The following is a 21,039-nucleotide window of genomic DNA, read 5'->3' as shown; positions in this document are numbered from 1 at the left end:
AGAATACCTTAACCTCAGTCAAATGAGGAGGATTTTCACTAACTCACCCTAAAGGTGGTGAGTAGGGATTCCATTTCTCTAATCAACTCTCTGTGATCTTCGCTTGGATGTATTACAAAACCCTCGATATAGTAAAGCCTTTCGGTACTTTCATCTACAAATGTGTAACTCACAAAAGTTCCCCCAACAGAAAAGTTGTTGGTTTTCCAAGCGCCTTTCATTTCGACAGTATATTGATCATTGAAATTGATGTTTCTAAAAACTGGATCCATATACTCAGTTTCAGTAATCATGTACGATTCTTTATTTTCTGGATCACCGTAGATGTACTTCTTGCCAGCTTCATTTCGGAGCTTGATGATGTTTTCGTATTTGAACTCGTCTTGCGAAGTATATGGCTTACTGTAGACAAAAAGGTTCTTACTTGGACCAACTGAAGGTAGGGCTCTTACCCACATAAAGTCATCTTCTAATAATGAGAGCTCATAGCCTGCTGGGATTTTAATATTAACGCCCAATTTATCGTTCACCTTTCGAAGAATACCTTTTGATGCAGTAGACATTTTAATTGTACGGGCTAGGCGTTGTTTTTCGGCAATATTGAAGAAGTTCTGAACCAGATTTTTCTTCTCCTTTAAGTTTTTAATCAAGGTCGCATCATCTTTTCCGAAGAGTTGAATAATCTTTTGACCTTTTGAATATTGGTCTTCGGAAGTCTGCATAAAGAGGTCTGAATCATTAAAGATACGGTCTCTCGAGTTTTCACTAAAAGTGCCCTGTAGCCACTTGTCGGAAGCAGAATTACCCTCAAAAGAGGTGACATAGACTAGGTTTCGTGCGACTCTGAATATTCGATTGAATTCGAATGGCTCTATAACTCTGATGGTAAACATAGGTTCTGGTCTTGTCAAACCAGGAACAGTTTCCCTGAAAACTTCCTTGATGGCATCGCCTAGTGGACCATCATATTTACGCTTGTTAATGATGATTACAATCTCTCCGGATTCACCAGTAGCGTCAGGTAGAAAAGATGTACTCTTTGCATTTCCTTCCTTTTTTTCTTCACCAACTTCCTGTTGGTCTTTATCTCCACTACAAGCTGAGAGGCTTACTATAAATAATAGGGCTAAGAGCTTTTTCATAGTCTAAATTTTAGTCTGAGTTCAAACAAATGATTAATCAGAGGAATAACAAGAAAAATCTACTAAAAGTTTAGTTATGTAGATTTTCTAACCAACTCTCAACTGCATTCCAGGTTTAATAGAATTGCCTTTGAGGTTGTTGAGTTGTCGAATTTTATCGATACTCAAGCCTTTGTACATACGAGATATATCCCATAAGGTGTCACCTGGTTGTACCACATGAAGCTTAGAATCGGGTAGGGGCTGGTTGACGAGTCGGACGGTACTTTTTTCGTAAAAGTCCGGACCAATGTAGATGTTCAATCTCTGCCCAACCCTGATAAGCGATCCACGGATGTTATTCCAAGCCTTTAGATCGGTAAGCCTAACACCATGCTTTCTTGCGATCGTTCCCAATACATCACCATTTCTCACTCGATAGACCACTTTTTCCTTTCCAAAAGTGCTTCCAGGCATATTTTGCGCCAGTTTCTCGAATTCTGACTTTGCTGCCTCCGCTTTGGCCAATATTTGAGATTCGTTTTTTAAATAATCAGTCTTGTTAGCCTTCGGAATTCTCAATTCAAAGTTCTTCGCTCTAGCAGGAATAGCTCCCTTCTTGACTGCAGGGTTTAAATGCTTCAGCGTTTCCAGAGGGATGCCACTTTCTTCAGCGAATGCCTTTAGATATACAAATTGATTGGTCTGGATAATGTCAAAGTCGATAGGGTATTGAGGATCGTCAGTATAAATGTTGTGTACATCGGCATACTCCATTGCATATACAATAGCAGCAAATTGAGGTACATAAGAACGTGTTTCTCTAGGTAAGTAGCGATATACTTTCCAGAAGTCGTTTTTATATCCAGACCTTCTGATGGCTCTTTTTACATTACCAATACCGCTATTATAAGCAGCCAGTGTGAGCTTCCAGTCTTTAAAAACACCATATAGCCATTTAATATATTGACAGGCCGCTTCAGTAGACTTTTCCGGGTCCATACGCTCATCGATATACCAATCAATTTTCAAGCCTCGCTCGCGAGCCGTTGGTGCCATAAACTGCCACAAGCCCACTGCCTGTGGTCCTGAAGTAGCTTTCGGGTTTAGTCCTGCTTCAATGATGGGCAGGTACTTGAGTTCTTGGGGTAAACCATACTCTTTTAGATACTTTTCGAAAATCGGGAAATAAATCTCCTTCCTCCTCAGCATTTCTCTAGTGTAGTCACGGTCACGTACAGTGAAATAATTGACAAAAGCAGCTACACGATCGTTGAAAGCAATGTCTATTGTAAGATCTAGGCTGTTGTATCTCTTTTCTATATCGGCATAACTAATATCGGGGGCATAGTCATAAACCTCATAAAGCGGCTTTTCTTGCTGAGCAACAACTGTGCTAGCGCAAAGACAGAGGACTAATATGAATCTTATGGTTCTCATTCTACCCAAGAGGCTAATCTTCTTTTAATAGATACTTCGAAATTGCAAAAAGTTTATTTTCATCAAAAGCCCCTGACATAATTTGCAGACCGATCGGCAAATTATTGGAATCACTTCCTACAGGGATTGAAATAGCAGGTATGCCCGTTACAGATGCCTGTACCGTGAATAGGTCTGCCATATACATTTCAAGAGGATTGTCTTGGTGTTGACCTAATTTGAACGCTGTAGTAGGTGTCGTTGGTATGATGATAAAGTCAAATTCTTCAAGAATCTTGTCGGTAGCTTCTTTGATCACCTGTCGGGCCTTTTGGGCTTTGGTAAAATAGGCATCGTAATAGTCAGCACTTAACACAAAGGTCCCCAACATTATGCGCCTTTGTACTTCCTCACCGAAACCTTCAGTTCTAGAAAACTTGTACATCGATTCAAGATCGGTGGTGTCTTTACTCCGATGTCCGTAATGTGCTCCATCATATCGAGACAAGTTGGTACTGGCCTCGGCTGTGGTTAGGATGTAATACGTGGGTAATGCGTAGTCTAGCAACGGAAAATCCAGTTTTTCAACACTATGCCCATTGCCTTTCAATTTCTCTATAGTTCCCTTTAGAGCAGATTTAACTTCTTCTTGAACACCCGAACTAGTCAATGCTTCATTGAGATAGGCCACTTTAAATTTTCTTTCTTCAAAGCCCTTAGAGACAAATGCTTGAACTGGTTGAGAGGCTGAAGTCCCATCCATTTCATCTTTGCCAGCGATGGTTTGAAGTACGATGGCGTTGTCTTCTATCGATTTGGAAAAAATACCAATAGTATCGAAAGAAGATGCATAGGCGAGGAGGCCCCATCTTGAAATTCTTGAGTAAGTAGGTTTAAGTCCTACAATACCTGTAAAAGCAGCTGGTTGTCTAACGGAACCTCCAGTATCTGTACCCAAGGAAATTTGGCACATATCAGCTTGAACTGCCACGGCAGAACCTCCGGAAGATCCTCCTGGTACTCTTGAATTGTCAATGGCATTCTTTACTGAACCATATGCTGAATTCTCGTTGGATGAACCCATACCGAACTCATCACAGTTTTGCCTTCCGATTACTATGGCGTCTTCATCCAGCAGTCGTTGGACAGCTGTGGCTGTGATTTGAGATTCGAAACCTTTGAGAATGTTGCTACTCCCAGATACTTGATGGTATTGGTAACAAAGCAGATCTTTGATGCCAAAAATTAAGCCGGCTAACTTGCCGGCTTGGTTATTCTTTAGTTTGAGATCAATTGCTTTGGCTCTCTCTTTTGCCTCTTCGTCAAATACCTCTACAAATGCGTTGAGGTGCTTGTTGTCTTCTATGTTTTTAAGATAGTGGTTAACTAGGCTAAGGCAAGAGACTTTTTGAAGCTTAAGGTCGTTTTGAATCTCATCTAGGCGATGATAATTCTTCACTGTTATCTTAAGATTTGTCTATTTCTTTGCCAGCATCGTCTACCTCTTTCTTAATCTCTTTGGTAGCGTCTTTAAACTCTCTGATACCTTTTCCGAAACCTCTGGCGAGATCTGGAATCTTTTTCGCTCCGAATAATAGAAGGACGATGAATAGGATCACAAATATCTCTGGCCCACCTGGCATTCCTAATGCTAATATTGTTTCCATGACGATGTACTTAATGTATATAAAACAAAGATAGGTAAAAACTCTTACCAGTTCACGTAATTCAAGTGGCTAAGTTTAGTTGATCTTCCGCTCAAGCCAAGTTTCTGGGTTCACATTCGTCTTTTGGTCGAAGACTTTGAACTTAACCTCGGAGACATCATTGTTGTCTGTTATCACCTGACCAAGAATTTGTTGCCCTTGCACCTGTTGTCCTTTTTTTACTACTACAGCCTTTAATTTTGAATAAGCGGTGAAGTATTCTCCATGCTGAATAAGGACAGTATTGCCTTGCCCAGGGATAGACATAATGGCACTTACTTTACCGGGAAACACGGCCTTTACGCGCGCATCCTTAGTGGTTTGAATGTCAATGCCTTTGTTAGTAAGCATAACCGTCTTTAATGTCGGATGTCTGTGTTGACCATATTTAGAAGAGACAAACCCTTGATCTACAGGCCATGGTAATCTCCCTTTTTCACCTTCAAAGGCCTTATTGATATCCGACATGTCGATAGATGAAGCCAGCGCTGCCAATCTTTCGGCTTCTATGATGGCATCAATTCTGTCTCCTAATTCTTTTTCCGAAGCCCTCTGACGTGCTAGGTCTTGTCTGATTTTGTTTTCTTGTTGCTCCAACCTGGTAACTAGAGATCGCTGTTCACTTTGAAGGTTAGAGAGTTTTTGATTTTCAGATAGTTCTTCATTGAGCAGACTTTGTTTGGAAGACTTTTGAATCTCTATTTCAGTAATTTGTTGATTGAGGCTTTCTTGTACAATTTCTATTTGCTCAACCTGTTTTTTGCGCGCTTCACCATATTGCTTGATATATTTCATCCGCATAAAGAGCTGATTAAAAGTGCTTGAAGCGAATAAAAATGTAAGATGATTGAAGCCTGAACTTGTTTTCTGAGTGGCGTAAATCATTTGGCCATACTCATCTTTTAAGTTTAATAAATCTTTTCCCATTGCATCGATAATGCTCTGGTCTTCGGCTATTTCTTCATCTAGGAGACTCACCTCTCCCTTAATGGCGTTGACAAGCGAGGCTCTGGATCTGATTTGATTGTTGAGAGCTCTTAACCTACCCAGAGAGTTATTCTTTTTATCTGCTGTTTGACTCAGAATTTTCTGTGTCTCAAGAATTCTATCCTGTATTTCCTGTTTCTGTTTTTCTAGTCGCTGGCGTTCTGTCTGGGCCTGTGAGAGATCAAAGGCCAAAATGAGGAGTACTAATAAGGTTATTATTCTACTGCCGCTCATAGCGTGATGGTATATTGAAAGGAAACTTTAGCGGCTTGCTTTCAATTCTTGCTCTATTATGTTCTATATCAATGGTGGCTTCTTCTTTCTTCCCATCCTTAAAATAGGTCAACAGCATGACTGCCTTATAGGCAAAGGGCTTATCATCAAGAAATTTGAAGTCACCGTACTTTAATTCCAACGTGTTTTTGTTCTCCAAAGTACTGGCGAATAAATTTTCTAATCTTCTGGTTTTGGAACTGATTTTATTCTGGATTCTCAGATCGCCTGCTTTTTGGGTAACTAGGAAGTTATTGCTTTGCTTTTCTAAAACATCTGCTTTTGAGACATCTACCGGAAGATCTCCCACTAAAACAGCCTGAAAAAGATCGAAGTTGAATTCGAAGTTGAATCGTTCGCTTAGTGTTTCGAAACTGAAGCTTGTGACTTTTTTATTTACCCGATCAATAACAATCAATGAATCGCGTGTCATTTTCCCCCGAAAACCTTCTATACCTACACCATTGCTGAGTGTAAACCATATAAGACTGTCTTTCTTAATGCGAATATTAGCTCTGGCTTTCTGCTTACTTTGTCCATCTTTATACTTGAACTTGGTAGTAGTAGAAAGATATTCGAAATCAATTTCTTCTAGCGCTAGTTCTGCCTTTGGGTCATATCCAAAGCCTAGAAACTTCTTGCTACAACTGCTTAGTGCGAGTACCGTACTGAAGATCAGTAGAAAGGTGAGATATTTAGTTGAATTGCTTGTTCTCAATTTTCTGATCTAGTTTTTCTGATGTATTGCCAAGTCTTTGTGCAGTCTTCCATTGTACCAAAGCCTCATCTATCAGGTTAAGTTTAAAAAGAATATCTCCGCTGAGTTCCAATGTCTTGCCATTTTGCTGGCTGGTAAATTCGTTTAGGCCTTCAGTCAATATTGTATTGGCTTCCGAATAGTTTTTCAAATTAAAGAGTGCCTTGGCCTTAATCCTAATGAATTGAAGGTTTTTAAAAGGTGAGTTAATTACCGAGTTAATGAGGTTGATGCCTTTTTCGGGATCTGATGTAGCCAAAAGGTCAGCATAATGCGCAATACTTTCAGGATGTGGTTGACTTAGGTTAATGGATTGTTCGAAAAGATCAATTGCCTCCGCCTCTTTGTCCATAGCGAGTGCTAATAGAGCTTGCTTTCCTAGAATCTGACTTTTTAATAACTCATTGGCTAGTGCCATTCTGCCAGCTTGTTTTAAAAGTGCTTCTGCTTCATCGAACTCCTTGAGGCCTTGATTCGCACTGGCCAAATAAATATAAAACACCGCCTGATTGGGAAAGAGGTCTAAAGCTTCCTCCGATGATGCAGCTAGCTTTTCCCAATCTTCTTGTTGGTATTCATAGGCAAGAACTTTGTTCCAGACTTGAAAGTCTCCTGGACGTAATTTGGTTAGCCTCTTAAAATAGTTAATGGCCTTATTTTCATATTGTGTTTTTTGTTCGTCAGCCGCTGTTTGGGCCAGTTTGGTATACAGAAGACCTCCATTTTCGATAACTAGGGGTTCATCGGGGTAATCTGTATTCATGATTGTCTGTAGACTGTCTATCAGAGTCGATTGACTTCCCTGGTCATTGGAAAATGCCCATTGCCCAAGTAGTAATGTTTTCATACTAAGGCTGGCTTCTGGGTCGCTGTATATACTCAAAACCAAGTCTTTTTGCTTGCTGGTAGCACCAGATCGTTGATAGTTTTCAACCAGCAATAAGATGAGCTCATTAGTCTTTAAATCGTTTTGTTCTAAAATCCCGATCGACTCTTCGACTTTTCCATTAGATGTGAGGGTGTAGGCATACTTATAGAGCACTTCATTGTTCTTAGGATTTTCTACAAACAACTGGGAGAGGTAGTCAATAGCAGCTTCATTTTTATTTGCTTTGATGAGCAGGTCAATTCTCCTGGATTTTTGATCGAAGCTAAGGCCTTCACCATTCTCTTCAGGCTGGTCTAAGACTGCCAGTGCCTTGTCCAATTGGTTAAGGCCCTCATATACTTCAGTAATTTCTATCAGGTAGGCATTAAAATCTTTCGCGTTTTCGATCATTAACTCATAGTACTGAGCAGCACCTGCTAGGTTTTGACTCGCTTTTTGTAGCTGTGCGGCCAAAACGTAGTAATACTTATTGCCTTGCTGTAGTTCAATGGCTTTGTCAATGGCAGTAAGGCCCTTAGTATGCTCACCTTCGATCAAATGAACTTCTGCCATTTTAAAATGAGCAGCGTGATTTTCTTCATCAACCTCCAGTGCTTTTTCAAGAAATGCCAGTGATCGTTTATAGTCTTCAATGAGGAAAAATTTCTGAGCTTCAATCATTAAGAACTCAGAATTGGCCCTTTCATAGGGGGTGAGTTCCTCTTTCAAATTGACCTCGGCCTCCTTTTTTTTCCTCTGAGCGGTTCCTTCAAATGGCATGAGGAGGGTCATGCAAAAGAGCAGCAATATGGTGTTAAGGACTTTCAACAAGAGCAATTACGGAAGAAACGAATAATATTGAGCTTAAGTTTACAGAATTCTGTGAGTTGAGGCATTCTAGCTATGTCGACTTGTACTGGATCTTCCTGCCTTCCAACAAAAACATAGCCCCTGCAAATGCAGCAGTAACCAATAATTTGAAACCATAAGACAGCCATTTGTTATCGATATGAATGAAGTCTATCCCATAAATAACCACAATCGCTAAAATCAAATAGATGAAGAGTGGTTTGAAATTGTAAGGGATAGGAAAGGCCTGCCTGCCTCGCAAATAACACATTACGCTCATTGCACCATAACAGACCAGTGCAGTAACTGCACTGCCGTAGTAGCCCAACTCGTTTATTAACAATAGGTTTCCAATCAAGGTGATAATGGCTCCAATTAAGGCATAGTAAGTGCCGAAAATTGTTTTGTCAGTGAGCTTAAACCAAACACTCAGGTTCACATAAACACCATAAAAGAGTTTGGCAATCAGCAAGATTGGAAGGACAAATAAAGCCTCCTTGTAGGTGTCGTTTCTTAAAAAAACATCTCCTATGAGTTCCGTATTTAACGCCACTGCAACCAAAATCACAATGTTGAATACCACGAAATAATGCATGATCCTAGCAAATAGTGCGGGGGCTTCCTTGTTTTCAGCATGACTGAAAAAGAATGGTTCAGCCGCGTAGCGGAATGCCTGTATACCGAGCATCATAACTACACTCAATTTGAAGGCACCACTGAATACACCAAGAGCGTCACTTCCAGAAATACCCGATTCTTCTGGGAAGACATGCTTTAATATAAGTGCATAGCCCTGTTCGTTGAACATGCCACCAAGTCCCATCAAGAAAATGGGTAGTGCATAAGCAAGCATAGGTTTGAAGGTTGTCCAATGAATGGATAGCCTTATTTGTAATAACTCTTTCCACAGTAATGGGAGGTAGAGGAGGTTGGCCAACAAGTTGGCAATAAATATATAGCCAATACCCAGAGAAGGATTGTAAATCTTAGTTACTGTTTCTTGAAGACCATTGAGATATTTTCCCGCATGAATGTCTGGTAAAACAATAATAAATAAGAGGTTGAGAATTATGGTGATGGAGATTACGCCCACCTTGATCAAAGCAAATTTTAGTGCCTTTTGCTCTAGTCTAAGTTTGGCAAAGGGTATGGCAATCAATCCATCGATAAATAAAATGGCTGCCATGTATTGAACATATTGTTGCTCAACACCATTGCCAAGCAGGTTGGCTATTTGCTCCGAGAAAATAAAAATGAGACTCGAGAAAATAGTTGATGTTGCCAGCACTGCCGTGGCTGTGCTGTTATATGCCTCTTTTTTGTTCGACTTATTGCTAAACCTAAAAAAGGCTGTTTCCATGCCGAAGGTGTAGACAATTAAACAAAGGGCCACGTAAGCGTAGAGCTCGGTTACTGCGCCATATTCATTGGCTACAAGACGATCTGTCCAAATGGGTAATAATAGGAAATTGAGTACTCGCCCGAGTATACTACTTATGCCGTAATAGGCTGTTTGGCCAGCGAGTTTTTTAATTTGACTCATAAAAAAAGGGAGCTTTATTCTCCCTTGAACTCAGGTTTTCTTTTCTCTAAAAATGCGGTTGTACCTTCTGCAAAGTCTGCGGTTTTTGTGCACGCGGCAAATCCATTGGCTTCTGTTTGATAGCCATTTTCTTGCTCATTACTAACGGCATTGATGCAGTCAATAACTAGTCCAATAGCTACAGGCGCTTTTGATATTACTTTATTCAGAATCTCCTCACATTTAGCAATGGCTTCTGTTTGGGTGTCCAATACATAGTTTAACAACCCAAGTGTTAACGCCTGATTGGCGTTAATCATATCTCCAGTCATGCATAACTCAAAAGATTTGGCTTTGCCGATTAATTGTGTCAATCGCTGCGTGCCTCCGTAGCCTGGAATAACGCCTAGGTTTACCTCGGGTTGTCCAAACCTGGCATTCGCAGTTGCTACTCGCATGTGACAGGCCATAGCCAACTCACATCCACCTCCTAAAGCAAATCCATTGACCAATGCTACGACAGGTTTGTGACAATTTTCTATTGCACTGAAAACTTCCTGACCACTTTCTGCAAATTTTCTTGCATTGAGTTCATTCAACTCAGCAATTTCTGAGATGTCTGCCCCAGCTACAAAAGCTTTTTCCCCGGCCCCAGTAATGACAACGCCTTTGATGGTAGCATCATCATAGATTTCTTCGAAGGCCACTTTTATATCCTCTATAGTTTGAATATTGAGAGCATTCAGTTTATCGGGTCTGTTGATGGTTAGATGGGCAATTCCCTCTTTATTTTCAAATAGTATATTCTGATAATTCGCCATGATTTGGGTTGAGCGTGAATTCAAAGATAACAGTCAGTATAGAATTGTAAAACTACGCTATTGATCCCAAATATTTCCCACTCATAAACAATGTTCTAAAATGGAGGTTTACAATTTCAATTATGAAGAGATGGTGATTACATTTGCCGTCAAATTTAGGAGGAACTACCAAAAGTAATTATGAGGACAGAATCAAGGATAACCGTTGCTCACGGTGATGGAATAGGGCCAGAGATCATGGATGCCACACTGCGTATTATGGATGCAGCGAATGTGGGATTGACTTATGATACCATTGAGATTGGGGAGAAGGTTTATAAGTCTGGACATAAGTCTGGTATCAGTCCTGAATCATGGGAGACTTTAAGGGGGAATAGAGTATTCTTAAAAGCTCCGATAACCACTCCGCAGGGAGGAGGTTATAAGAGTTTGAATGTAACCATTAGAAAGTCATTGGGATTATATTCTAATGTTCGTCCATTTAGAGCATACCCACCATATGTGCCATCATTTTTCCCTCATATGGATGTGGTTATCGTAAGGGAAAACGAGGAAGATCTTTATGCGGGCATTGAGCACCAGCAGACAACAGAGGTAGTACAGACATTAAAGTTGATTTCTCAACCGGGAAGTGAGAAAATTATTCGTTATGCCTTTGAGTATGCAAGAGCCTACGGGCGCAAAAAGGTGACCTGTATGACGAAGGATAACATTATGAAGCATACCGATGGTATGTTCCATAATATCTTCAATGAAATTAAACTTGAGTATCCGGATATTGCTGCGGACCATTGGATCATTGATATAGGATCGGCTGTAGTTGCGGCAAGACCAGAGTCCCTTGACGTGGTTGTTACGCTTAACCTTTACGGAGATATTATTTCTGACATTGCTGCAGAAGTAGCCGGTTCAGTGGGTATGGCAGGTTCAGCCAATGTAGGTATGACTCACGGTATGTTTGAGGCAATTCATGGCTCGGCACCTGATATCGCTGGTCAAAATATTGCTAACCCTTCGGGCTTACTGAATGGAGCGACTATGATGTTAGTACAAATGGGAATGTCTGATAAGGCTGAACTTATTCAGAACGCATGGTTAAAGACTTTGGAAGATGGTATTCACACAGGTGATATCTATCGTGCAAATAGAAGTGTGGAAAGAGTTGGTACAAAAGAGTTTGCCGATGCCATCATTCAGCGCTTAGGTCAGAAACCGAGTAAACTAGCTCCTGTAAAGTACAATGAAGATGTAGCGATTTCTGTGTCCATCAAAGAGAAGCCAGCTAAGAAAAAAGAACTTGTTGGTGTAGATGTCTTTATCGATTGGCGTGGAGAAAACAGGGATGCCGATGAGATAGGAGATCGTTTATTGAATGTTGCGTCTACAGAGAATTTGAAATTAAAGCTTATCTCAAACAGAGGTGTCTTGGTTTACCCAGGAGGTATTCCTGAAACTTTCAAGACGGATCATTGGAGGTGTAGGTTTGTCAATCCGGAAGGTAAGATTTTGAATAACTCTGATGTAATCGAGTTACTTCAAAGCGTTCAGGATGCAGGGTTTGACTTCATAAAGACAGAGCATCTTTATCACTTTGATGGGGAGAGAGGCTACTCCTTAAGTCAGGGAGAGTAGATTATAAAGAAGAGTAGAAAAAATGAAAAGGGGCGTGAGCCCCTTTTTTTATCGTGAGGTTAGCGTATAGACGCCATTATCTTTGAGTTCGTATTCAGAGTCGCCCGATTGGACAAGAATGTCGAAAGAGATTTCCCATTGATTGTTTGATATTTTCCGGCCCGATATATTATTTCTCAGGTATACGAAGGGTTCGAAAAAGCAAAAGCAAGATCTAACGTAGTAAAATTCAAGTCCTGAGTTTCCTATTAAGTCTGAAGAGGTTTCAACATCAAAATCTGTAACCCCAGGTGGGATTTCTATCCAGAAGAACTCTGTAAGTTCATCATCAGCTATATTGACTTCATCTGGATGAGTATAGGCAAAGCGGATAGCTGTATTGGCTCCGCTTGACCAGCTTACCCATGTGCCAGCTTCATCTTCCGGAGTTGACAGTTCAGAGTTTTCGAAATAAACTCGCTCAAGGCTTCCTTCATTGGTATTGTCACAGGCTGTGAAGCAAATAAACAGGAGTAGTAGTAAAAATACTTTTTTCATGTCTTTGTTTTCCTCTTTAGACATTGAAACTCTACAATAGGTTGGAATGGATGAGCCTGTATTAAAAATTATTCAATAAGTTTCTTCACAGCGGGGATTGCTCCTTCATTTATCATTTTGTCCAAATTCCTCATATACCCTTGCAGGTGACTTAATTCATTCTGATACCAGTGAAACTCAGGTTTCAAATTAGCCTGGCGATCGTAAAAAGTGATAGGCGTATTTGAAATTAACTGTCGATCGCAGAGCTGATTGAAACGTTCAATTTGTTTGATGACCAGTTGCACATTATCATAACCACCGCTTAGGCTTGCCGCCAAACTAGCATCGAGCTGAATAAACACATCATCATTGAAACCTGCCCTTGTTATCAGCATAGGAGCTTCGAAAATAATATTGAGGGGCTTTGGTGTTGGTTTTTCGCCATTCTCTATGGCAGTCTGGAAGTTGGTAAGCGCCTTGTCAATCGTTTTTTGCGTATTACTAATGTCGAAAGACAACTTGTTGAGTTCAGAGCTGAAACTTGAAAAATAGCGCTCTCGAATTTTTGTTTCTCTTTTTGTCTCTTGATATCTATTGAGTTCAAAAGCCCCATACACGCCAACAAAAACAATGAGGAGCTCTGCTATGAATTTGATTAAACTGGTCCGTTGCTTTGCCATAACTATTAGAAGGTCCAATCTAGCAAAATGTTGCAGTTTAAGCTTGTTCGAATTCGTTTAACAAGGCAGGTAGGTTTTTTAGAATGTCATTGGTCATTTTATCCAAGTCAAAGCTTGGCGACCAATTCCAATCATTTCTCGCCACTGAATCGTCAATGCTATCGGGCCATGAGTCGGCTATGGCTTGTCTAAAATCTGGCTGATACGTTGCTGAGAATTCAGGTATCCCTTTTCTAATGGACTCAACAATTTCCTTGGGAGAAAAACTTATCGCTGAGACATTATAACTAGACCTTACTTTGATTTGATCCGCAGGAGCTTGCATTAGATCCAAGGTGGCTTTGATGGCGTCACTCATATACATCATAGGCAAGTAGGTGTCTTCTGATAAAAAGCATTCGAAAGGCTCATTTCGGAGCGCTTTGTGGTAAATGTCCACGGCATAATCAGTGGTGCCGCCACCCGGTAGTGACTTGTACCCGATGAGTCCAGGGTAGCGAAGGCTGCGTACATCAACACCGTACTTCTCGTGATAATACTCGCACCATCTTTCACCAGCCAATTTACTTATACCGTAAACGGTATTAGGATCCATTACAGTGTCTTGTGGAGTGTTCACTCTGGGTGTAGTCGGACCAAAAACAGCAATGGAACTTGGCCAATAGATTCTCAGGTTCTTTTCTTTGGCCAATTCCAATACATTTAACAGGCCTGTCATATTTAGGTTCCATGCCCATTTAGGATTTTCCTCGCCCTTGGCGGAAAGAATAGCAGCTAGGTGATAGACCTGGGTGATGTCATGAGTTTCAACAATTCCACTAAGCTGATCGGCATTCATAACGTCCAACTGCTCAAATGTGAAGTTTGAAATGGCTGCAACTGGTTGGGAAATATCTGAAGCGATAACATTTGAATTACCGAACAGTTTTCCCAGTTCATTGGTTAGTTCAGAACCGAGTTGGCCACAGGCCCCAATTACTAATATTCTCTCCATTGATTTCTATTTCCTGACTTGCAATATTAATTAAACAGCTCCACATGTAAAACGTTTGCATGACCAAAGGTTGGTTGGATTACATCTTATATATTTGCCGTGTCATGGAAGAGATGAGTTTTGACGATTACTTGGTGAAAAAGAAAATAGACCCGAAGGCTTTTGCCAAGGGCCAATCCAAGCGATTTGAGGAATTCAAAAACCTTTTTGATCAGGTGCACCCTGATAGTTTTACCGCTCAGAAACTCTTTTTGATTAATAAAACCAGAAGGACATACCCATTAGGAGAGGTAGAAGTAGAAAAAACGGCTAAGAAACCCATGATGAAGCCCAAAATTGCAAGACCTAAAACCAATTAAGATGTACGATAAACTAAAGCCACAATTACAAGCAGAGATCCAATCAATAAAGGAAGCCGGACTATATAAACAAGAACGTGTAATTACAACACCACAAGCTGCCGATATAAAAACAGATGATGGAAAAGAGGTAATAAATTTCTGCGCCAATAACTATTTAGGTTTATCGTCACACCCTCAGGTAGTTGAAGCTGCAAAAGCCGCTATCGATACGCATGGCTTCGGAATGTCATCAGTAAGGTTTATCTGCGGAACGCAGGATATCCATAAGGAGTTAGAGCAAAAGATTTCTGAGTTTTTAGGTACTGAAGATACCATACTCTACGCAGCGGCTTTTGATGCAAATGGCGGTGTGTTTGAGCCACTATTTGGACCTGAGGATGCCATCATTTCTGACGCACTCAACCACGCCTCTATTATCGATGGTGTGAGGTTATGCAAAGCAATGCGCTTTAGGTATAAGAATGCAGACATGGCCGATTTAGAGGAGCAGCTAAAGGCTGCTGATGCTAAAGGAGCTAAGCAAAAGATCATTGTTACAGATGGCGTTTTTTCTATGGACGGCACCATCGCTCCAATGGATAAAATTTGTGACCTGGCGGATCAGTACAATGCATTGGTAATGACCGATGAATGTCACTCTACGGGCTTTATGGGTGAAACTGGCCGTGGTGTGCACGAACATCATAACTGCATGGACAGAGTAGATATTATCACAGGAACACTAGGTAAAGCCTTGGGCGGTGCATCAGGCGGTTTTACTTCTGGCAAAAAGGAAATTGTGGACTTGTTACGTCAGCGTTCAAGACCATATTTGTTTTCCAATACACTAGCGCCATCAATTGTGGGCGCTTCCATTGCCGTTTTTGATATGCTTTCAGAGACCACTGCTTTGAGAGATAAGCTTGAAGAAAATACCAAGTACTTCCGTGAGCAGATGACGGCTGCTGGATTTGATATCAAACCGGGAGAGCATGCCATTGTACCCATTATGTTGTACGATGCAGTGTTATCACAAAAAATGGCCAGTGCTATGCTCGAAAAAGGAATCTATGTAATAGGCTTTTATTTCCCTGTTGTACCAAAAGATCAAGCTCGGATCAGAGTTCAGATTTCGGCTGGTCATGAGAGACATCACTTAGATAAAGCCATTGCCGCCTTTACTGAGGTTGGGAAAGAATTAGGAGTAATTTAAGATGCAACCTCGAGTGTTTCAGAATCTTCTATCTCTGGCTGTGGCTCTTTCTCTTGGAAATAGATATTGATTCTTTTTCTGATCTCAGGTATTGAAAGGTTATTGTCAATTGCTCCATTTCGGGCGATAGACATTTGGCCTGATTCTTCAGAAATAATTAATGTCAAAGTATCTGTTGCCTCGGACATACCGAGCGCTGCTCTGTGCCGCATACCAAATTGAGCCGGAATATCACGTTCGCTTACCGGAAGTATACACCTCGCTGCCCTGACTTTTCCTTGGTTAATTATGACGGCCCCATCATGCAAAGGACTGTATTTATTGAAAATAGAAATCAATAACCGCTTAGAAATAGCAGCATCCATAAAGTCTCCAGAGTCAACATAAAACTTGAGTTCTGAATTCTTGGAGAATACAATGAGCGCCCCTGTGTTTGTACTCGAAAGTGATTTTGCGGCTTCAATGATAGGGGTAATATTGAAGGATTCTTTCGCTTCACGCTTTTTCCAAATCATGATAGACTGAAGGAGGTCGTTTTGCCGAAAGGTAGTTTTACCCAGTATGAGCAAGAACTTTCGGATCTCTTGTGAGAATATGATGATGGCTGCCAAAACACCAACCCCCATAAACTGACCGAGAATGCCAGCTAGTAGTTCCATTTGTGCTGCTCTCACCACAAGATAAACTAAATAGAGTACCAGAAAGCCTATCAGAACTCGAACAGCGACACTTCCTTTAAGTAATTTATATACCTGATAAAGGAGCACGCTTACCAATAGGATGTCTAGGATGTCAATCCATCTTACATCTAAGAACCCTATTTTGAATGCGTATATCAACCTTTGTATGCTTGGTAAAGCTTTATTGTTTCTGCTGCTTCTTTGACATCATGAACCCTCATTATTGATGCGCCATTCATCAAGGCAGCCATATTCAATGCCGTTGTTCCATTGAGTGCTTCATGAGCTTTGATGTCAAGTGTTTTATAAATCATCGATTTTCTTGACAGTCCTGCCAGTATGGGAAGCTTCAATCTCTTAAAATAACCCAAATTCCGAAGGATATCATAGTTCTGTTCAATGGTTTTTGCGAAACCAAAGCCGGGATCAATGATGATGTCGGCTACTCCAAGACTTTTCAATTGGGCACACTTCGTTGAAAGTTCTGAACATATATCGTTTAAGAGATGATCATATGCGGTCAGTGTTTTCATATTCTCTGGTGTTCCGCGCATATGCATAAGGATATATGGAACTCCTAATGCCGCGACAGTGCTAAACATTTCACTGTCAAGATTTCCACCAGATACATCGTTGACTATCGAAGCTCCTGCTCCAACAGCGCTTTGAGCTACTTCTGATCTAAAGGTATCAATAGAGAGATAGGCTGTTGGAAACGCATTGTGGATGATCTCGATGGCTGGAAGAACTCTATCTGTTTCTGCAGTCACAGAGATGTCCTCGGCTCCAGGTCTAGTTGAATAACCTCCAATGTCAAGTATAAAAGCACCCTCTTCGAGCATTTTTCCTGCTCTATCCACAATCTCCTGTGGTGAATTAGTTCGGCTACCCTGATAGAAAGAATCAGGTGTAATGTTCAGAATCCCCATGATTTTGGGAGAGTCAAGTGAAACTAGATTTCCCCTGAGATTCAATGTGCTTTTAATACTAAATAACTTATCTTTCGCTTTCAAAAACTGTCCCAGATTTAAATAAGCAATTACTTTGGAGGAGCAAACGGTAGGCGAATATAAGCAAGTTATTAAGGCCTGTAAAGACATATTTCTCAAGAAGACCCAAGACTACGGAACGGCCTGGAGGGTGTTAAGATTACCATCCATTACGGATCAGATTTTCATAAAGGCACAACGCATTCGTTCCATTCAGGAGAAGGGTTCTCAGAAGGTGGATGATGATATCTCAGGTGAATTCATAGGCATAATCAACTACTGTGTGATTGCACTGATCCAAATGAATCTGACAGATGCCGATCCAATGGAAATGGACGTGGAGGTTTTGGAGCCACTGTACGACAAGCATGTCAAAGAAACTATGGAGTTGCTCATGAATAAAAACCATGATTATGGCGAGGCATGGAGAGATATGCGTGTGGGTTCAATCACTGACATCGTTTTGATGAAGCTACTAAGAGTTAAACAGATAGAAGACAATCAAGGTAAAACAATCATTTCAGAAGGAATTGATGCCAACTATATGGATATGATCAATTATGCCGTTTTCTGTATGATTCTGATGGGATTTGCAAAATCATGAAGTTACTAAACACAATAGCACGCTATATAGTAGGAGGATTGTTCATATTCTCCGGGCTCATTAAGATTAATGATCCAGTGGGTACCCAGATAAAACTGGAGGAATACTTCTCAGTCTTTGCGGTCGATATTGCACCATTCTTTGAGTCCCTAAAACCAATATCGCTTTTCTTATCAATGCTTCTCTCAACTCTAGAAGTGGTTTTAGGTATAGCATTATTGCTTAAGTATAGAGAAAAGCTGGTGACCACTTTGCTATTGGCAATGATTGTGTTTTTTACCTTTCTGACGTTCTATTCAGCTTACTTCAACAAAGTGACAGACTGTGGCTGCTTTGGTGACGCGATTAAGCTAACGCCATGGGAGTCTTTTATTAAGGATATCATTCTGCTTGTATTCATTGTTGTTCTGTTCCTTAACAGAAAGAAGAATCAGGTTTTGGAAGAGACTAAATTGAAGACTGGCATTGTAGCAGCTTCCTTGGTCTTTTGTCTTTCCGTTGCTTTTTGGTCCGTCAATCACTTACCAACTATTGATTTTAGAGCTTACAAAGCGGGTACAAGCATTCCGACAGATATGCTACCTCCGGCAGATGACCCCGGGGTTGTACCAAAGATTACCAATTTTGCTATCTATGGTGATGAGTCTGATTATACATCACAGGTGCTGACTGGTAAGAAGTTATTGGTCGTGGTGCACGAAACAGAAAAGACTGATATTGATGCGTATGCTATGCTCAATAGCCTCATTAGTGCATTGGGTAATCAGGTGGAGGTAGTTGCCGTTACGGCCTCTTCTGGGCCTCAGTTTGAAGATCTCAGGCATACTGTGCAACTAGCCATACCGTATTATTACTCCGATAAGACCCTACTTAAAACAATGATCCGGTCAAACCCAGGACTCGTTCTGTTGAATAATGGGGAGGTAATGAATAAATGGCATTACAACGATATTCCCGATGCGGGAGAGTTACTATCTAATTTGAATTAATGAATTTTAGAAATGGCATTTTCCTAACCGGACTTGCAGGGTCCGGCAAATCTACACTTGGTAAATCGCTTGCTAAGCGTTTAGGCTATAAATTCATAGACCTTGATACAGAGATAGAGAAGAAGGAGGGAATGACAATTCCTGAGGTTTTCAAGAGGTTCGGAGAAGGGCAGTTTAGGATTTTCGAGAGAGAAACGTTACATCAACTGATTGCCGTTGAGGATCACTTTGTGTTGGCTACAGGCGGAGGTACTCCCTGTTACCATTTTAATATGGACGCGATGAACGAGGCAGGTATGACAGTTTACCTTGATGTGGCACCAGGTGACTTGGCCTTAAGGATTATCGAAGAAGGGGTAGAAAGCAGGCCCATGTTCAAGAGTTATGATCATGTGGACCTCATTCAAGAAATTAGAGAAATGAAAGCCAGACGTGAGGAGTATTACGAATTGGCCAAAATAAAAATTAGAGATAATCAGATTTCCGTAGAAATGATTATCTCTAAAATCAATGAGTCCAAGGACTAGAAGTTCAGTCCGAAGCTAATTCTAGCATTGTTTAATGTTGTTTCAGTAAGTGAGGTCGGCCCCGCACTACTAGCAAATGAGAAAGACGTAAACGATTCTTCAAACTTCGTTTGGCTATAGGATAGGTCCAAAAAGTACTTACCAAAGTTAAGTCCTACACCTCCTGACACTATCGTTCTCGAACGGTCTACATCTCCAAATGTGTTGAATCTTCCATTCGTTGGATCACCCAGCATAGCATATCCTGCTCTGAATCGAAAGATCTTATATCGGTATTCCGCACCAATTCTAAGGTTGTTCACAGGCTCAAAGTTGTTTTGAATTGTCTCATTGTCATTATCAGCAATAAAGTCTACTGATGAGACATTTGCACTACCGTAATTAAGTCTTTCATAGTCCGCAGAGATGAATCCGTTTTTGCCCAAGAAGAATGCCACGCCTGCATTGAACTTAAGAGGAGTTCTCAATTCATACTCCGAGAAGAAAATGTCAGTCTGAGTTTGCAAGCTATTCAGAACAGTATCCTCAAGGATTACTCGGTTTCCATTATCTAGAAATGTCGAAGCATCAAAGTTATTCCACTCAGAGTTATAGATTGCATCACTCTCTTCGCTGAAATTATACCAGGTCGGTGTAGTCAAAGACACTCCAAATCTGATGAAATCAACAGGCCTGACAATGACGCCAATATTAGCATTGAAGCCCGTGCCCGAAACATCAAATCGCTCATCCAAACTAAAAGAGGACAGCACTGTATTGCTAAAATTCTCAGTGTAGATCCGGTTTGAAGTATAATTGGTAGATACTATACCAATACCAGCGCCCAAATAGATCTTGTCGTCATAATTTCCACCAAAGGCGATATTAATCTGATCTGTAAATCCCGTACGAACAATTCGCTCTTGCTGAATCGGGTTGCCTTCCACAGGGGATAGATAAAAGTCTTCAGCGCCTGGTAAGGGGTTGATTAAAAAGTGATCATAGCCCACTTGCTCAATGCCGCCAAGTTCTTCAGGGAAGAAAAGGTCAGCCCTATCCAGCATAGCATCAATAATTGAAACTCCGATTCCTTCGCCAGAATAACTCAATTGCTGCCTGAAATCGTTAGTCCTATTGAATGTGATAGCTAACGAACCGCCTCTCCATCCACCTGGGACATAATCACTTTTATTAAAGTTGATCACCAAGCCGAGGTTGGCAATAGCCAAGTTAGTATCTTCATTTCGAGTTTCTCTTAGTAAGTAAGTGGATTCAAACTGATTGAAGTTTAAACTTGGAGTCAAAACGAATTGAGATCTGTTGAAGAACCCTAGACCAGCAGGGTTCAATATTGCAGAACTTACGTCTCCTCCGAGCACTGAACCAGAACCAGCTAGCCCGGAAATTCTCGCAGAACCAATTTGACTAAGCTGACTAAACCTTAGCGCATCTTCATAATAACCGAATGACCCTGGTTGTATTTGAGCATTTGCTCCAAACTGTAGGCAAAGCGCTGCCAAGCCTACTAGCATAAGCGTTCTTATTCTTTTCATCTTCTGAGTTTTTGTT

At 40.8% G+C, this 21,039-nt stretch carries 21 protein-coding genes; 6 read left to right on the top strand and 15 right to left on the bottom strand.

Going from position 1 to position 21,039, the window contains the following annotated elements; translation table 11 throughout:
* Positions 1 to 38: 38 nt before the first annotated feature.
* The 9 genes from J4E76_RS20245 to J4E76_RS20205 all read right to left on the bottom strand — a co-directional run bounded on the left by J4E76_RS20245 (position 39) and on the right by J4E76_RS20205 (position 10,323).
* Positions 39 to 1,142 carry a DUF4837 family protein gene (locus tag J4E76_RS20245; RefSeq protein ID WP_208506625.1) on the bottom strand — a complete coding sequence of 368 codons (1,104 nt, stop codon included), beginning with the start codon at positions 1,140 to 1,142 and terminating at the stop codon, positions 39 to 41.
* An 87-nt stretch (positions 1,143 to 1,229) separates the two neighbouring features.
* Positions 1,230 to 2,561 (bottom strand): lytic transglycosylase domain-containing protein, encoded by a 1,332-nt coding sequence (locus J4E76_RS20240; protein WP_208506624.1) that lies wholly within the window; start codon positions 2,559 to 2,561, stop codon positions 1,230 to 1,232.
* A gap of 13 nt (positions 2,562 to 2,574) precedes the next feature.
* The gene (gatA, locus tag J4E76_RS20235; protein ID WP_208506623.1) at positions 2,575 to 3,999 is read right to left on the bottom strand and encodes an Asp-tRNA(Asn)/Glu-tRNA(Gln) amidotransferase subunit GatA; all 1,425 of its coding nucleotides are present in this window, start codon (positions 3,997 to 3,999) and stop codon (positions 2,575 to 2,577) included.
* A gap of 7 nt (positions 4,000 to 4,006) precedes the next feature.
* Positions 4,007 to 4,207, bottom strand: coding sequence for a twin-arginine translocase TatA/TatE family subunit (locus tag J4E76_RS20230; RefSeq protein WP_208506622.1), 201 nt, complete (start codon positions 4,205 to 4,207; stop codon positions 4,007 to 4,009).
* A 75-nt stretch (positions 4,208 to 4,282) separates the two neighbouring features.
* A complete protein-coding gene (locus tag J4E76_RS20225) occupies positions 4,283 to 5,467 on the bottom strand; it encodes a murein hydrolase activator EnvC (RefSeq protein ID WP_208506621.1) in 1,185 nt (394 codons plus the stop codon).
* Complete coding sequence (locus tag J4E76_RS20220) at positions 5,454 to 6,224, bottom strand: DUF4292 domain-containing protein (RefSeq protein WP_208506620.1); 771 nt, start codon at positions 6,222 to 6,224, stop codon at positions 5,454 to 5,456. The genes J4E76_RS20225 and J4E76_RS20220 overlap by 14 nt, the downstream gene beginning before the upstream one ends.
* Entirely contained in the window at positions 6,202 to 7,959 is a 1,758-nt protein-coding gene (locus J4E76_RS20215) for a lipopolysaccharide assembly protein LapB (protein WP_208506619.1), read from the bottom strand. The genes J4E76_RS20220 and J4E76_RS20215 overlap by 23 nt, the downstream gene beginning before the upstream one ends.
* Before the next feature lie 73 nt (positions 7,960 to 8,032).
* The gene (locus tag J4E76_RS20210) at positions 8,033 to 9,523 is read right to left on the bottom strand and encodes a lipopolysaccharide biosynthesis protein (RefSeq protein ID WP_208506618.1); all 1,491 of its coding nucleotides are present in this window, start codon (positions 9,521 to 9,523) and stop codon (positions 8,033 to 8,035) included.
* Positions 9,524 to 9,537: 14 nt separating this feature from the next.
* Entirely contained in the window at positions 9,538 to 10,323 is a 786-nt protein-coding gene (locus tag J4E76_RS20205; RefSeq protein WP_208506617.1) for an enoyl-CoA hydratase-related protein, read from the bottom strand.
* A gap of 180 nt (positions 10,324 to 10,503) precedes the next feature.
* On the opposite strand from J4E76_RS20205, the gene J4E76_RS20200 reads away from it, so the two are divergent.
* The gene (locus J4E76_RS20200) at positions 10,504 to 11,955 is read left to right on the top strand and encodes an NADP-dependent isocitrate dehydrogenase (protein ID WP_208506616.1); all 1,452 of its coding nucleotides are present in this window, start codon (positions 10,504 to 10,506) and stop codon (positions 11,953 to 11,955) included.
* Positions 11,956 to 12,003: 48 nt separating this feature from the next.
* Here J4E76_RS20200 and J4E76_RS20195 read toward each other — a convergent pair whose 3' ends face one another.
* The 3 genes from J4E76_RS20195 to J4E76_RS20185 all read right to left on the bottom strand — a co-directional run bounded on the left by J4E76_RS20195 (position 12,004) and on the right by J4E76_RS20185 (position 14,148).
* Complete coding sequence (locus J4E76_RS20195) at positions 12,004 to 12,492, bottom strand: hypothetical protein (RefSeq protein WP_208506615.1); 489 nt, start codon at positions 12,490 to 12,492, stop codon at positions 12,004 to 12,006.
* 68 nt (positions 12,493 to 12,560) lie between these two features.
* Entirely contained in the window at positions 12,561 to 13,154 is a 594-nt protein-coding gene (locus J4E76_RS20190) for a hypothetical protein (RefSeq protein WP_208506614.1), read from the bottom strand.
* 37 nt (positions 13,155 to 13,191) lie between these two features.
* Positions 13,192 to 14,148 carry an NAD-dependent epimerase/dehydratase family protein gene (locus tag J4E76_RS20185; protein WP_208506613.1) on the bottom strand — a complete coding sequence of 319 codons (957 nt, stop codon included), beginning with the start codon at positions 14,146 to 14,148 and terminating at the stop codon, positions 13,192 to 13,194.
* Between the two features lie 59 nt (positions 14,149 to 14,207).
* Here J4E76_RS20185 and J4E76_RS20180 point away from each other — a divergent pair, with 59 nt between their 5' ends.
* Complete coding sequence (locus tag J4E76_RS20180) at positions 14,208 to 14,507, top strand: hypothetical protein (protein WP_208506641.1); 300 nt, start codon at positions 14,208 to 14,210, stop codon at positions 14,505 to 14,507.
* Between the two features lies 1 nt (position 14,508).
* Positions 14,509 to 15,702, top strand: coding sequence for a glycine C-acetyltransferase (gene kbl, locus J4E76_RS20175; RefSeq protein ID WP_208506612.1), 1,194 nt, complete (start codon positions 14,509 to 14,511; stop codon positions 15,700 to 15,702).
* Here kbl and cdaA read toward each other — a convergent pair.
* Entirely contained in the window at positions 15,699 to 16,541 is an 843-nt protein-coding gene (gene cdaA, locus J4E76_RS20170) for a diadenylate cyclase CdaA (RefSeq protein WP_208506611.1), read from the bottom strand. The two genes, kbl and cdaA, sit on opposite strands and share 4 nt — an antisense overlap.
* Positions 16,538 to 17,311, bottom strand: a complete 774-nt coding sequence (gene folP / locus J4E76_RS20165; protein WP_370592828.1) for a dihydropteroate synthase — start codon at positions 17,309 to 17,311, stop codon at positions 16,538 to 16,540. Before folP ends, cdaA begins: the two co-directional genes overlap by 4 nt.
* A gap of 115 nt (positions 17,312 to 17,426) precedes the next feature.
* On the opposite strand from folP, the gene J4E76_RS20160 reads away from it, so the two are divergent.
* From J4E76_RS20160 to J4E76_RS20150, 3 genes are read left to right on the top strand one after another with little or no spacing between them, the layout of a single operon-like run.
* Positions 17,427 to 17,975: a DUF1599 domain-containing protein gene (locus J4E76_RS20160; protein ID WP_208506609.1), complete on the top strand. Its 549-nt coding sequence runs from the start codon at positions 17,427 to 17,429 to the stop codon at positions 17,973 to 17,975.
* Positions 17,972 to 18,964, top strand: a complete 993-nt coding sequence (locus J4E76_RS20155) for a MauE/DoxX family redox-associated membrane protein (RefSeq protein WP_208506608.1) — start codon at positions 17,972 to 17,974, stop codon at positions 18,962 to 18,964. Before J4E76_RS20160 ends, J4E76_RS20155 begins: the two co-directional genes overlap by 4 nt.
* Positions 18,964 to 19,491: a shikimate kinase gene (locus J4E76_RS20150; RefSeq protein ID WP_208506607.1), complete on the top strand. Its 528-nt coding sequence runs from the start codon at positions 18,964 to 18,966 to the stop codon at positions 19,489 to 19,491. The genes J4E76_RS20155 and J4E76_RS20150 overlap by 1 nt, the downstream gene beginning before the upstream one ends.
* Here J4E76_RS20150 and J4E76_RS20145 read toward each other — a convergent pair.
* Positions 19,488 to 21,023: an OmpP1/FadL family transporter gene (locus tag J4E76_RS20145; RefSeq protein ID WP_208506606.1), complete on the bottom strand. Its 1,536-nt coding sequence runs from the start codon at positions 21,021 to 21,023 to the stop codon at positions 19,488 to 19,490. The two genes, J4E76_RS20150 and J4E76_RS20145, sit on opposite strands and share 4 nt — an antisense overlap.
* Between the last annotated feature and the right edge of the window lie 16 nt (positions 21,024 to 21,039).

Source organism: Roseivirga sp. E12 (assembly GCF_017592825.1).
Taxonomy (GTDB): domain Bacteria; phylum Bacteroidota; class Bacteroidia; order Cytophagales; family Cyclobacteriaceae; genus Roseivirga.
This window is presented reverse-complemented; position numbering and strand designations above follow the sequence as displayed.

Excerpts from the sequence above, each read along its gene's own strand:
- J4E76_RS20245 (WP_208506625.1), bottom strand. The coding sequence starts at position 1,142 with ATGAAAAAGCTCTTAGCCCTATTATTTATAGTAAGCCTCTCAGCTTGT.
- J4E76_RS20240 (WP_208506624.1), bottom strand. The coding sequence starts at position 2,561 with ATGAGAACCATAAGATTCATATTAGTCCTCTGTCTTTGCGCTAGCACA.
- J4E76_RS20230 (WP_208506622.1), bottom strand. The coding sequence starts at position 4,207 with ATGGAAACAATATTAGCATTAGGAATGCCAGGTGGGCCAGAGATATTT.
- J4E76_RS20225 (WP_208506621.1), bottom strand. The coding sequence starts at position 5,467 with ATGAGCGGCAGTAGAATAATAACCTTATTAGTACTCCTCATTTTGGCC.
- J4E76_RS20210 (WP_208506618.1), bottom strand. The coding sequence starts at position 9,523 with ATGAGTCAAATTAAAAAACTCGCTGGCCAAACAGCCTATTACGGCATA.
- J4E76_RS20205 (WP_208506617.1), bottom strand. The coding sequence starts at position 10,323 with ATGGCGAATTATCAGAATATACTATTTGAAAATAAAGAGGGAATTGCC.
- J4E76_RS20200 (WP_208506616.1), top strand. The coding sequence starts at position 10,504 with ATGAGGACAGAATCAAGGATAACCGTTGCTCACGGTGATGGAATAGGG.
- J4E76_RS20195 (WP_208506615.1), bottom strand. The coding sequence starts at position 12,492 with ATGAAAAAAGTATTTTTACTACTACTCCTGTTTATTTGCTTCACAGCC.
- J4E76_RS20190 (WP_208506614.1), bottom strand. The coding sequence starts at position 13,154 with ATGGCAAAGCAACGGACCAGTTTAATCAAATTCATAGCAGAGCTCCTC.
- J4E76_RS20185 (WP_208506613.1), bottom strand. The coding sequence starts at position 14,148 with ATGGAGAGAATATTAGTAATTGGGGCCTGTGGCCAACTCGGTTCTGAA.
- J4E76_RS20180 (WP_208506641.1), top strand. The coding sequence starts at position 14,208 with ATGACCAAAGGTTGGTTGGATTACATCTTATATATTTGCCGTGTCATG.
- kbl (WP_208506612.1), top strand. The coding sequence starts at position 14,509 with ATGTACGATAAACTAAAGCCACAATTACAAGCAGAGATCCAATCAATA.
- folP (WP_370592828.1), bottom strand. The coding sequence starts at position 17,311 with ATGGGGATTCTGAACATTACACCTGATTCTTTCTATCAGGGTAGCCGA.
- J4E76_RS20155 (WP_208506608.1), top strand. The coding sequence starts at position 17,972 with ATGAAGTTACTAAACACAATAGCACGCTATATAGTAGGAGGATTGTTC.
- J4E76_RS20150 (WP_208506607.1), top strand. The coding sequence starts at position 18,964 with ATGAATTTTAGAAATGGCATTTTCCTAACCGGACTTGCAGGGTCCGGC.
- J4E76_RS20145 (WP_208506606.1), bottom strand. The coding sequence starts at position 21,023 with ATGAAAAGAATAAGAACGCTTATGCTAGTAGGCTTGGCAGCGCTTTGC.